The 11,908-nt window shown below is 64.2% G+C and carries 11 protein-coding genes; 9 read left to right on the forward strand and 2 right to left on the reverse strand.

What is annotated here, in order from left to right; translation table 11 throughout:
* Nucleotides 1-272: 272 nt before the first annotated feature.
* Nucleotides 273-1,358, reverse strand: coding sequence for an MBL fold metallo-hydrolase (locus tag AC1Q64_RS21355; protein WP_492252741.1), 1,086 nt, complete (start codon nt 1,356-1,358; stop codon nt 273-275).
* Nucleotides 1,359-1,483: 125 nt separating this feature from the next.
* Between AC1Q64_RS21355 and AC1Q64_RS21360 the strand changes: the two genes are divergently transcribed.
* From AC1Q64_RS21360 to AC1Q64_RS21400, 9 genes are all read left to right on the forward strand, one after another.
* On the forward strand, nt 1,484-1,879 hold the full coding sequence (locus AC1Q64_RS21360) for a MerR family transcriptional regulator (RefSeq protein WP_176887134.1): 396 nt from the start codon (nt 1,484-1,486) through the stop codon (nt 1,877-1,879).
* Between the two features lie 42 nt (nt 1,880-1,921).
* Nucleotides 1,922-2,383 (forward strand): PaaI family thioesterase, encoded by a 462-nt coding sequence (locus AC1Q64_RS21365; protein WP_291439417.1) that lies wholly within the window; start codon nt 1,922-1,924, stop codon nt 2,381-2,383.
* A gap of 40 nt (nt 2,384-2,423) precedes the next feature.
* Nucleotides 2,424-3,614 carry an isovaleryl-CoA dehydrogenase gene (locus AC1Q64_RS21370; RefSeq protein WP_291439419.1) on the forward strand — a complete coding sequence of 397 codons (1,191 nt, stop codon included), beginning with the start codon at nt 2,424-2,426 and terminating at the stop codon, nt 3,612-3,614.
* A 43-nt stretch (nt 3,615-3,657) separates the two neighbouring features.
* The gene (gene can / locus AC1Q64_RS21375; RefSeq protein WP_291439421.1) at nt 3,658-4,317 is read left to right on the forward strand and encodes a carbonate dehydratase; all 660 of its coding nucleotides are present in this window, start codon (nt 3,658-3,660) and stop codon (nt 4,315-4,317) included.
* Between the two features lie 65 nt (nt 4,318-4,382).
* Nucleotides 4,383-6,197, forward strand: a complete 1,815-nt coding sequence (gene aceK, locus AC1Q64_RS21380) for a bifunctional isocitrate dehydrogenase kinase/phosphatase (protein WP_492252742.1) — start codon at nt 4,383-4,385, stop codon at nt 6,195-6,197.
* 46 nt (nt 6,198-6,243) lie between these two features.
* A complete protein-coding gene (locus tag AC1Q64_RS21385; protein WP_492252743.1) occupies nt 6,244-7,437 on the forward strand; it encodes an acetyl-CoA C-acyltransferase in 1,194 nt (397 codons plus the stop codon).
* Nucleotides 7,438-7,486: 49 nt separating this feature from the next.
* Nucleotides 7,487-8,566: a DUF695 domain-containing protein gene (locus AC1Q64_RS21390; protein WP_492252744.1), complete on the forward strand. Its 1,080-nt coding sequence runs from the start codon at nt 7,487-7,489 to the stop codon at nt 8,564-8,566.
* 84 nt (nt 8,567-8,650) lie between these two features.
* Nucleotides 8,651-9,319, forward strand: a complete 669-nt coding sequence (locus AC1Q64_RS21395; RefSeq protein WP_492252745.1) for an SDR family oxidoreductase — start codon at nt 8,651-8,653, stop codon at nt 9,317-9,319.
* 54 nt (nt 9,320-9,373) lie between these two features.
* The gene (locus AC1Q64_RS21400; RefSeq protein ID WP_492252746.1) at nt 9,374-10,504 is read left to right on the forward strand and encodes an acyl-CoA dehydrogenase family protein; all 1,131 of its coding nucleotides are present in this window, start codon (nt 9,374-9,376) and stop codon (nt 10,502-10,504) included.
* 63 nt (nt 10,505-10,567) lie between these two features.
* On the opposite strand, the gene AC1Q64_RS21405 is transcribed toward AC1Q64_RS21400, so the two are convergent.
* Nucleotides 10,568-11,755, reverse strand: coding sequence for a hypothetical protein (locus AC1Q64_RS21405; protein WP_492252747.1), 1,188 nt, complete (start codon nt 11,753-11,755; stop codon nt 10,568-10,570).
* Between the last annotated feature and the right edge of the window lie 153 nt (nt 11,756-11,908).

Genomic DNA, 11,908 nt, shown 5'->3' on the forward strand with positions numbered 1-11,908 from the left:
CCGTGTGAAAGTAGGTCATCGTCAGGCTCTTACAGCCCAGAAAACCCCAGTCTACAAAGACTGGGGTTTTTTGCTTTGGGACAGCCAAAACGCATTAACTACAACAGCGGACTGCTCAATGCTTTCGGCTTCAACAGCCCTCCCAACCCATCTCAGATTACTTGTCCCGACCAGGCGTGCGCACCATCTCAAGTCACGCCGTGTGAGTAGCTTCAGCGCACCGCGACGCGACGAGCAACTGATCACACAGGATCATTGCGGATCGGATGCGTTTATCCGCCTCCACCGTTCAGTACGTGAAATCTCTGAACCCCGGCCTGATCGAGAAACCGCTCCAATTTCCCATCCATCCACAGATGGTGCAGATGCGCCAGCGCCTCACCCATAGCAAAAGTCATCTGATGGGTGTCCAGCTTGCGTTGAAAGAGAATTGGCAGGGTATCTGCAGCGCTCAGCGCATTGTCTTGGGCTGCCAGCAAGATATCCGCCAGCCGCTCGTGGTGGTGGTTCTGCAGCTGCGCAATGCGCGTGGCCAATCCCGTGAACGGCTTGCCATGCGATGGGAGCACCAATGTGCTTTCCGGCAGGTCCAGGTACCGCAACAGCGAAGTCAAAAACAATTGCAGCGGATTGGCTTCGGGCTCGCTGGCATGGACACTGACATTGGTCGAGATGCGCGGTAGCACCATGTCACCGCTGATCAGCGTGGTCAATTCAGCACAGAACAGCGCCATGTGCTCGGGCGCATGTCCATAACCGCTGATGCAACGCCATCCTCGGCCCCCAATGTTCAGCGTGTCTCCATCCATGATTCGGCGAAAGCGGGGCGGCAGCGCGGGCACAAGGGTCGGAAAATACGATGCCCGCCCACGTACATGGGCCAAAAAGGAAGGGTCTTGCGCACCGTGCAGGGCATAGAAGTCCGCCCCTGCTTCGCCGCCAAACCCTTGCGGGTCATAAACAGCGACCCGAGCCACGTTGTAGTCGGTGGCACTGATCCACAATTGCACCCCCCACCGCTCGCACAGCCAATGGGCGAGACCGATATGGTCTGGATGCATGTGGGTCACGATGACACGCAAGATGGGCAAGCCACCCAGACAATTCACAAAAATCTGCTCCCACTGTGCACGGGTCGCAGCGCTGTCGATGCAGCAATCCACCACTGTCCACCCGTCTAGTGTCACACCGCCAGCGCCCGGTTGTCGGTCGCGCAGCAGCCACAGATTGATGTGATCCAGTGCGAAGGGAAGACCCATGCGAATCCAGTGGACTCCCGGCGCGACCACTATGGAGCCGCCCTCGGGAGGGAGCGCGTCGCCGAGCGGGTAGTGGATCTGGTGTTCGAGTGGATTCATGGCGAAGGTCTGATGGGTTAGCATTGACGTTAACGTAAACGTCATGCATTCGATGCATTGTAGGGAGCTGCCGCCACCGGGCTGTCTCATTTGCGAAACCGATACTGCTGTGTGCAGCACCCACCATGGCCAACACTTACACCATCAGTGACCTCGCCAAAGAGTTCGATCTCACCACCCGGGCGATCCGTTTTTATGAAGACATGGGCTTACTGCAGCCTGAGCGCACTGGGTCTGCAGGACGCAATCGCGTGTACAGCGCGCGCGACCGCACCCGGCTGCGACTGACGCTGCGGGCCAAGCGCCTGGGCCTCTCACTGACGGAAGCCAAGGAGATCATCGACCTTTACGACAGCCCCCGTGACACCGGCGTTCAGCTGCGCAAATTCCTCGACGTGTTGGTGGTGCATCGCAAGCAGCTCGAAGAGCAGATGGCCGATTTACAGGCCAACCTGGAAGAGGTGCGCGAGCACGAAGAAGAGGCGCGCACGCTACTGGCCAAGGTAGAAAAGCAAAATTGATTCATAATTGACGTTTACGTAAACGTAAATCAGGAGACTGTTGTGAGCACGCCCCCCCTTGAGCCGCGTTGCACCGACTTTGCCGACCGCGTACGCGCCAGTTTTGCGCGCCAGGGAGCCATGCAGACCCTGGGTGCCTCGCTGGGCCTTGTGACGCCGGGTGCCGTGGACATCGAACTCCCTTGGGCGCTTGGGCTGACCCAGCAGCATGGATTTCTCCATGCGGGCATGGTGGCCACTGCGCTAGATTCTGCGTGTGGATATGCCGGTTTCACCTTGATGGCGGCCGACGCTGCCGTGCTCACCATCGAGTTCAAGATCAACTTGCTGGCCCCTGCCAAGGGCGAGCGATTTCGCATGGAAGGGCGGGTGCTGAAGCCCGGCCGCACCATCACCGTGTGTGAAGGCCGCGCCTTCGCCATCGACGGCAGACAAGAAAAGCTGGTCGCCACCATGGGATGCACTCTTATGGCGGTCACCGGACGCGACAGCATCCAGGGCTGAATCCGGCCCATTCCATTACCTTTTTTGAGGAGACAACCCCATGAGCATCCCTGCCAACCTTCCTGGCCTCAACTTTCAACTGGGCGAAGACATCGACGCCCTGCGCGATGCCGTGCGCGACTTCGCGCAGGCGGAGATTGCCCCCCGCGCGGCAGAAATCGACCGCAACGACCAGTTCCCCATGGATCTGTGGCGCAAGATGGGTGACCTGGGCGTGCTCGGCATCACGGTGTCCGAGCAATATGGCGGCGCCGCCATGGGCTACCTCGCCCACATGGTGGCGATGGAAGAAATCTCCCGCGCCAGTGCCTCGGTGGGCTTGTCCTATGGCGCCCACAGCAACCTGTGTGTGAATCAGATCAACCGCAACGGCAACGAGGCACAAAAGGCCAAGTACCTGCCCAAGCTCATCAGCGGCGAGCACGTGGGCGCGCTGGCCATGAGTGAGCCCGGCGCGGGCTCGGACGTGATCAGCATGAAGCTCAAGGCCGAGGACAAGGGTGGCTACTACCTGCTTAATGGCAGCAAGATGTGGATCACCAACGGTCCTGATGCCGACACCCTGGTGGTCTACGCCAAGACCGAGCCTGAGTTGGGCGCGCGCGGTGTGACCGCCTTCCTGATTGAGAAGGGCATGAAGGGCTTTTCGATTGCGCAGAAGCTCGACAAGCTGGGCATGCGCGGCAGCCACACGGGCGAGCTGGTGTTCCAGGACGTCGAAGTGCCGGCTGAGAACGTGCTGGGCGGCCTGAATCAGGGCGCCAAGGTGCTGATGAGTGGTCTGGACTACGAACGTGCGGTGCTGACTGGCGGCCCGCTGGGCATCATGCAGTCCGTGATGGACAACGTGATCCCTTACATTCACGACCGCAAGCAGTTCGGCCAGAGCATTGGCGAGTTCCAGCTCATCCAGGGCAAGGTGGCCGACATGTACACCGTGCTGCAAGCGGGCCGCTCGTTTGCCTACACTGTGGCCAAGAACCTCGACATGCTCGGCACCGACCACGTGCGCCAAGTCCGCAAGGACTGCGCCAGCGTGATCCTCTGGTGTGCCGAGAAAGCCACCTGGATGGCAGGCGAAGGCGTGCAGATCTATGGTGGCAACGGCTATATCAACGAGTACCCGCTGGGCCGCCTCTGGCGCGATGCCAAGCTGTACGAGATTGGTGCGGGAACCAGCGAGATTCGCCGCATGTTGATCGGCCGCGAGCTGTTTGCCGAAACCTGCTGACCTGCGAAGACTGACTGACCAACCCTCACATACCAAGGACCCCATGCCTTCTTCCATCGACGACCTGTTTGTCCACAACCGCGCCTGGGCGGCCCAGATGGAGCGGGAGCGGCCTGGCTTCTTCACCAGCTTGCTGGCGCAGCAAAAGCCCAAATACATGTGGATCGGCTGTTCCGACAGCCGGGTGCCAGCCAACCAGATCACCGGGCTGGAGCCGGGCGAAGTGTTTGTGCACCGCAATGTGGCCAACGTCGTGGTGCCTACGGACCTCAACTGCCTGTCTACCATCCAGTACGCGGTGGACCAGCTGCAGGTGGAGCACCTGATGGTGGTGGGGCACTATGGCTGCGGCGGCGTACTGGCCGCTCTGGAGGGTACGCGGGTTGGCCTAGCGGACAACTGGATCCGCCATGTGACCGATGTGCGCGACCGCCACCGTGACCTGATCGCCGCTACCGCACCCGAATGGCGCCATGACGTTTTGTGCGAGCTCAACGCCATCGAGCAGGTGGTGAACATTGCACAGACCACCGTAATGCTGGATGCCTGGGGCCGGGGCCAGAAGGTCACACTGCATGGCTGGTGCTACGGCCTTAAGGATGGGCTCATCAACAACCTGCATATGTCCGTGGACAGCACCGAAGGCCTGGAGTCGCTGTACAAGGCGGCAATCGCCGGGGTGGCCGCGACCCGGCGGCAGTAAGCCGACCGGCGCTGTGCCTGCCGAACGACGGTTGCGCTGACAAAGAAGCCAAGAAGCCTGCCACCATGTTCCCGCAACGCCTTGATGCACCCCAAGCCTACGGTATTGCCAAGGCCATGATGGATGGCTTCAACCGGCATTACCGGCTGTTCCGCACGGAGTCCGCGCGGGCCAAGCACCGCTTTGAAACCGGCGACTGGCATGGTCAGCAGCGGGCGCAGCGCGAGCGCATCGAGTTCTACGACCTGCGGGTGAAAGAGTGCGTGCGGCGCCTCGAAAAGGAGTTTGGCGCAGGTGGCCAGCCCATGGACGTATGGCACCAGGTGAAGCTGCATTACATCGGCCTGTTGGTCAATCACCATCAGCCCGAATTGGCCGAGACCTTCTTCAATTCGGTCACCACCAAGATCCTGCACCGCACGCATTTTCACAACGACTTCATCTTTGTGCGGCCCGCGGTCAGCACCGAATACATCGAGAACGACGAGCCCGCCGCGCGCCCCACCTACCGCGCCTACTACCCGTCGCGGGACACGCTGGGCGAAACGTTCCAGACCATCGTCGAGAACTTCCAGCTGCAGCGCGAATTTGCCGACCTGCAGCGTGACACCGCTTGCGTGGTGGGCGCCATGCGCAGCCGGCTCGACAAGGTGAGGCTGCGCACCAACTTCCAGATCCAGGTGCTCACCAGCCTGTTCTTTCGCAACAAGGGCGCGTATGTGGTGGGCAAGATCATCAACGGCTTCAACGAGGTGCCGTTTGCGCTGCCCATCCTGCACGACGACAGCGGCAAGCTGTACATCGATGCCGCGCTGTTCGGCGAAGACGACATGCAGATGCTGTTCAGCTTTGCCCGCGCTTACTTCATGGTGGACATGGAGGTGCCCAGCGCCTACGTGCAGTTTTTGCGCAGCCTCATGCCGCGCAAGCCGCGCGCCGAGATCTACAACGCGCTGGGCCTGGCCAAGCAGGGCAAGACGCTGTTCTACCGCGACTTTCTGTACCACCTGAAGCACTCCAGCGACCAGTTCCGCATCGCGCCTGGCATCAAGGGCATGGTGATGCTGGTGTTCGACCTGCCGAGCTTCCCGTTCGTGTTCAAGCTCATCAAGGACTACTTCCCGCACCAGAAGGAAACCACACGTGAGCAGGTCAAGGCCAAGTACCTGCTGGTCAAGCAGCACGACCGCGTGGGCCGCATGGCAGACACGCTGGAGTACAGCGAAGTCGCCTTCCCGCGTGACCGCTTCGACGATGCACTCATTGCAGAGATCGAGAAGTTCGCCCCCAGCCAGCTCGAAATCAGCGACCGCGACGGCGACGGCCAGACTGAGGTGATCATCAAGCACCTCTATATCGAGCGGCGCATGATCCCGCTCAACATCTACCTGCAGGAAGCCTTCGACACCGGCCTGTCTGACCCGCGCGCGCGCCAGCAGATGGAGCACAGCGTCATCGAGTATGGCAACGCCATCAAGGACCTGGTGGCCGCCAACATCTTCCCCGGCGACATGCTCTGGAAGAACTTTGGCGTCACGCGCAACGGTAAGGTCGTGTTTTACGACTACGACGAGATCGAATACCTCACCGACTGCAACTTCCGCCGCGTGCCCACGCCGCGCAACGAGGAAGAAGAGATGAGCGGCGAGGTCTGGTACAGCGTGGGCCCGCGCGATGTGTTTCCCGAAACCTTTGGCCCCTTCCTGCTGGGCAACGACGCTGTGCGCGAGGTGTTCATGCAGCACCACGCCGACCTGCTCGATGCCGCCTTCTGGCAGTCACACCAGGAGCGCATCCGCGCGGGGCACATGTTTGACGTCTTTCCCTATGACGCAGATCGGCGCTTTGTACGGAGCGCGTCGGCCCGTTCGCCCCTCTGATTTAACCCCGTCTTTCCATTCAAACCGTTCACAGGAGACCATCACCATGTCTGCATTCACCCAAGACCCCATCGTCATCGTCGGCGCCGCGCGCACCCCCATGGGCTCGCTGCAAGGCGACTTCTCCAGCCTGTCCGCGCACGACCTGGGTGGTGCCGCCATCAAGGCCGCCATCGAGCGTGCCGGTGTCTCGCCCGACGCCGTGGGCGAAGTGCTGTTTGGCAACTGCCTGATGGCCGGCCAGGGCCAGGCGCCTGCACGCCAGGCCGCGTTCAAAGGCGGCCTGCCCAAGGGCGCGGGCGCCGTCACGCTCAGCAAGATGTGCGGCTCGGGCATGAAGGCCGCGATGATGGCGCACGACATGCTGCTGGCCGGCACGCACGACGTGATGGTGGCCGGCGGCATGGAAAGCATGACCAACGCCCCCTACCTGCTGCAAAAGGGCCGGGGCGGCTACCGCCTGGGCCATGACCGCATCTTCGACCACATGATGCTCGACGGCCTGGAAGACGCGTACGAAGCGGGTCGCAGCATGGGCACCTTTGGTGAAGACTGCGCGGCCAAATACAGCTTCACGCGCGAACAGCAGGACGCATTTGCCACCGCCAGCGTGCAGCGTGCCAAGGCCGCCACCGAGTCGGGCGCCTTCGCGGCCGAGATCGTGCCCGTCACCGTCAAGACCCGTGCGGGCGAGACCGTGGTGTCGGTGGACGAAGGCCCGGGCAAGGTCAAGCTCGAGAAGATCGCCACCTTGAAGCCCGCGTTCAAGAAGGACGGCACCATCACCGCCGCGTCCAGCTCCAGCATCAACGACGGCGCTGCCGCGCTGGTGATGATGCGCGAGTCCACGGCCAAGAAGCTGGGCGCCAAGCCCCTGGCCCGCATCGTGAGTCACGCCACGCACGCACAAGAGCCCGAGTGGTTTGCCACCGCCCCCCTGGGCGCCACACAAAAGGCACTCGCCAAGGCCGGCTGGCAAGTGGGCGACGTGCAGCTGTGGGAGATCAACGAAGCCTTTGCCGTTGTGCCCATGGCGTTGATGAAGGAATTGGACCTGCCCCACGACAAGGTCAACGTCAACGGCGGCGCCTGCGCACTGGGCCACCCCATCGGCGCCAGCGGTGCGCGCATCATGGTCACGCTGATCCATGCACTCAAGGCGCGCGGCCTGACCAAGGGCCTGGCCACCCTGTGCATCGGCGGTGGCGAGGCCACGGCCGTGGCGCTGGAACTCGTCTGAGGCCGCTGGCTGGAGATGGGATGATTCCCGACTTTGTACAAGGACCGCGATGACCACCCCCTCTCCCGCCATCGGCGCCTTCTGGCGCGCGTTTTCCGATGCCCAGGCATCGCTCCAGGCCCAGCCGCTGCGCGAGCGTGTGGGGGCGGCCAATGCGCTGATAGATCAGCACCTGGAAGGCCTGGCGCTGGAGATGTCCGGCGACGATGCCGATGCCGTGGTGGACCTCATCGTCACGGCCCACGGCAGCATCGAGCGGTTTCCGTTGCTGGCGCAGGTGGTGGCGGCCGCACCCGCGCTGCCGCACTACCGCGTGCGCGCGTTTCGCGAGCGCACCACGCAGCCGGACTTTCCCATCGGCATGGAAGGCTTTGAGCTGGCCACGTCCGAAGTGCTGGTGGCGCTGGAGCAGGATGGCGGGCAGGCGGCGCTGGAGATCCGCTTTGGCCGCGAGATCCCCAGCGACTACCAGGACCACGCGCGCAACATGGCGTTCATCATGCTCGACCATGTGCTGGGCGAGTACGACTTTGCCGTGAAGGTGGGCGCGGTGGACTTTGTGGGCGAGCCCGGCGATACCCATACACCTTGGGTGCCGCTGAGCCAGCTGCCCCCGGTGTTCGACCGCTACTGGACCGACACCTTGGGCCACACCGGCCACTTTCCCACGGGCGATGCCGAATGGGACGGGCTGGAACTGCAGTTTGACTGCCCCATCGACGAGGACAGCAACGAACTGCCCGCTGACGACATCGACAGCGAAGACGCGCCCGAGACCGGCGTGGTCATGGTCAACACCAGTGCCAACGCTGTGGCCATGCGGGCCGACCTGGCCTATGCCCTCACCGTGGACCTGGCGGTGCCCTACAGCGACACACTGACTGCCGTGCAAGACCTGCACGAGCAAGCCGCCACGCTGCTCCAAGTGCCGCAGCTGGGCATTCTGGTGCTGACGCTGATGCGCGCGGGCCGCCGGCAGGCGCTGTACTACGTGAGCGACGAGCAACTGGCCAAGCAGACGCTGGCGCCCCTGCTGCTGCGCGACGAGGCGGCATCGCTGGAGCTGAAGGTGGCGTACGACCCCGCGTGGTCGGGCTATTTCGAGTACGCCGGCTACCTGTCTGCCTGAGTGGATGTCGCTGTTTTGTTTACTCCTGAATTGATAGCTGTTGGCGCATGATTCACTAGCGCTTGCGGCATATTGGGCTTGAAAATGAACTCCATACTCGTGATGGGCGCGTCCCGGGGCATCGGCCTGGAGCTGGTGCGCCAGTACACCGACGCCGGGCGCCGCGTGATCGCCACCGTGCGCGACGACGCCGGCCGCGAGCGCTTGCTGGCGCTGGGCGCCGAGGTGCTCACCGTGGATGTGGCCAACCCCGCCAGCGTGAGCGGCCTGGCCTGGCAGCTTGACGGCGAAAAGCTGGACCTGGCGCTGTATGTGGCCGGTGTCATCCGCCGCCCCAACGCGCTCACCCCACCCACGCAGCAAGACTTTGATGCCGTCATGCACACCAACGTGCTGGGCGCCATGCAGGCCATTCCGCAGGTGGCGCCCCTGGTGGCGGAGGCGGGCGGCGTGTTTGCGTTTCTGTCCTCGTCCATGTCGCAGATCGGCAGCGTGCCGAACAGCGGCTCGTGGCTGTACCGCACCAGCAAGGCCGCGCTGAACATGGCCGTGGCCGCCGCGCAGCACGACTACCCCGGCGCCACGCTGGTCACCATCGACCCCGGCTGGGTGCAGACCGACATGGGCGGCGGCGGTGCGCCGCTGACGGTCGAAGACAGTGTGCGCGGCCTGCGCAGCACGCTGGCCAGCGTGACCGCTGCCGACAAGGGCCGCCTGCTGCACTACGACGGCCGCCGCGCTGCCCACTGGTAGTCCGCAAGCCACTAAGCCCCCGAATTTTTGAACAACGACTCTGGAGACACTCCCATGCTGCTGACCCAAGACCAGGAAATGATCCGCGACGCGGTGCGCGACTTTGCGCAAACCGAGCTGTGGCCGAATGCCGCACGCTGGGACAAGGAACACCACTTCCCCAAGGAGGCCCACCAGGGCTTGGCCGCGCTGGGCGCGTATGGCATCTGCGTGCCCGAAGAGTTTGGCGGTGCCCACCTCGACTACCTCACGCTCGCGCTGGTGCTCGAAGAGATCGCCGCCGGTGATGGCGGCACCAGCACCGCCATCAGCGTGACCAACTGCCCGGTCAACGCCATCCTCATGCGCTACGGCAACGCGCAGCAAAAGCGCGACTGGCTCACACCCCTGGCACGTGGCGAGATGCTGGGCGCGTTTTGCCTGACCGAGCCGCATGTGGGCTCTGATGCTTCCGCCCTGCGCACCACGGCGGTGAAGCAGGGCGACGAATACGTGATCAACGGCGTCAAGCAGTTCATCACCAGCGGCAAGAACGGCCATGCGGCCATCGTCATCGCGGTGACCGACAAGGGCGCGGGCAAGAAGGGCATGAGCGCATTCCTCGTGCCCACCAGCAACCCGGGCTATGTGGTGGCGCGGCTGGAAGACAAGCTGGGCCAGCACAGCAGCGACACGGCACAGATCAACTTCGACAACTGCCGCATCCCGGCCGAGAACCTGATTGGCGCCGAGGGCGAGGGCTACAAGATCGCCCTGGGCGCGCTCGAAGGCGGCCGCATCGGCATCGCCGCGCAGAGCGTGGGCATGGCGCGCAGCGCGTTCGACGCGGCGCTGGCGTATTCCAAAGAGCGCGAAAGCTTCGGCACCGCCATCTTCAACCACCAGGCCGTGGGTTTCCGCCTGGCCGATTGCGCCACGCAGATCGAGGCCGCGCGCCAGCTCATCTGGCACGCGGCCGCGCTGCGCGATGCCGGAAAGCCCTGCCTGAAGGAAGCCGCCATGGCCAAGCTGTTTGCCAGCGAAATGGCCGAGCGCGTGTGCAGCGCCGCCATCCAGACGCTGGGCGGCTACGGCGTGGTGAACGACTTCCCGGTGGAGCGCATCTACCGCGACGTGCGCGTGTGCCAGATCTACGAAGGCACGAGCGACGTGCAGAAGATCATCATCCAGCGCGCGCTGGCTTGAGCCTGCGAGTCAGGTTTCTCGGCCCGCCTTTTGCCCGCCTTTCGGGCGCAGCTCAAAAAACGCTCAGCCCCTGAGGCGCAACTCGCGCTCCAGCAGCGCCAGACGCTCGGGCTCGGCGTGGTGCCGGGCCACCGGCTGCACGCTGGCAAACACGGTGCGCCCCATTTCGGCGCGCCCGCTCCAGGCCAAGGCCAGCGCGTAGTCGCAGGTGCACACGGCCAGTGAGGGCCAGGCGCCCGGGGCCTTGCGCACCAGCCCCAGAAATTGCTCACACGCCTTGCCCAGGTGGCTGGCGGCCTCGCCCGCCCGGGCCGGGTCGCGCAGCGCAATCATGCCCCGCACCCAGTCGATGAACGCTTGCCCGTGGGGTGGCAGCAGGGCGGGCTGCAGCGTGTCCACGAGGCGCTGCGCTTCGTCGGTGTGGCCCGCGCGGGCCTCACCCAGGGCCAGGTCCAACTGCAAAGTGGGCTCTCCCGGCCGCTGCGCCATCAGCTCGCGCAGGCGGGCGGTAAAGCCCGCATGGTCGCCCGTGGCCAGGGGCAAGGTATAGATGCGGGCCAAGAATTCGCCTTCGTCCGCCGGGCGCATGGGGTGGATGCGCAAGCGCAGGATGGAGGCGTCCACCCCTTCGGCGCGCGCCTCGAACCAGGCCATGCGCACGGCTGCGTCCCAGGCGGGCTGTCGCAAGAATGCATGCCGTTCGGCGGCGCGTGCCAGCCGCTGGGCCAGTACGTCCAGGCGGGGCAGGTCGCCCGTGGCGTGCGCGTGCAGCATCTGCTGGTACATGCGCTGAAACTGGTGCATGTAGGCAAACACCCCCAGCGGCGCCAGCATGGCCAGCACCAGAATCCCTTGCGCCCACGCGCTCCACTGGCGCCACACGGCCAGCGCCACCAGGGCCGCGCACACCAGCAGCCAGGTGCGGTTGTTGCGCAGCAGCTGGCGCAGCGTGGTCCACAGGCCGGGGTTCTCCTGGGCTTCGATCTGGTCGCGCGCCAGCTGGCGCAGTGCCTTCACGTCCAGGGTGCCCAGTGCGTCGTCCGCCATCTCGGTCATCGCACGGGCATACAGCCCCGAGGTGTGCAGCTGCACCTGGGTCAGCGGGGGCTGCTGCAGCGCCGCAATGGCCTGCATGGCTTCTTCGGCCGTCTGGGCATGCACGAAGCCCTCGGTGGGGCGGCCTTGCGCATCCTGCGCCTGGTACAGCCAGCGGGGCTGGCCGGGCGGTGGGGTGGTCCCGGTAGCGGTCATGGCGTGGCTCCCTCCTCATATGACTTGCCAGCGTGTCGGTGTCGCTGGTCGTTGGCTGCGGATGGTAGGGGGCTGCGTGATCGCCGCGTGCAGCGGGCAGACGGGCGGTGCACCGCTGGCAGACGACCGGTGCCGTGATACCTGCCTTTGCCT

Source organism: Acidovorax sp. GW835-FHT14G06, assembly GCF_058793595.1.

Excerpts from the sequence above, each read along its gene's own strand:
- AC1Q64_RS21400 (WP_492252746.1), top strand. The coding sequence starts at position 9,374 with ATGCTGCTGACCCAAGACCAGGAAATGATCCGCGACGCGGTGCGCGAC.
- AC1Q64_RS21355 (WP_492252741.1), bottom strand. The coding sequence starts at position 1,358 with ATGAATCCACTCGAACACCAGATCCACTACCCGCTCGGCGACGCGCTC.
- AC1Q64_RS21390 (WP_492252744.1), top strand. The coding sequence starts at position 7,487 with ATGACCACCCCCTCTCCCGCCATCGGCGCCTTCTGGCGCGCGTTTTCC.
- can (WP_291439421.1), top strand. The coding sequence starts at position 3,658 with ATGCCTTCTTCCATCGACGACCTGTTTGTCCACAACCGCGCCTGGGCG.
- AC1Q64_RS21385 (WP_492252743.1), top strand. The coding sequence starts at position 6,244 with ATGTCTGCATTCACCCAAGACCCCATCGTCATCGTCGGCGCCGCGCGC.
- AC1Q64_RS21405 (WP_492252747.1), bottom strand. The coding sequence starts at position 11,755 with ATGACCGCTACCGGGACCACCCCACCGCCCGGCCAGCCCCGCTGGCTG.
- AC1Q64_RS21360 (WP_176887134.1), top strand. The coding sequence starts at position 1,484 with ATGGCCAACACTTACACCATCAGTGACCTCGCCAAAGAGTTCGATCTC.
- AC1Q64_RS21395 (WP_492252745.1), top strand. The coding sequence starts at position 8,651 with ATGAACTCCATACTCGTGATGGGCGCGTCCCGGGGCATCGGCCTGGAG.
- AC1Q64_RS21370 (WP_291439419.1), top strand. The coding sequence starts at position 2,424 with ATGAGCATCCCTGCCAACCTTCCTGGCCTCAACTTTCAACTGGGCGAA.
- aceK (WP_492252742.1), top strand. The coding sequence starts at position 4,383 with ATGTTCCCGCAACGCCTTGATGCACCCCAAGCCTACGGTATTGCCAAG.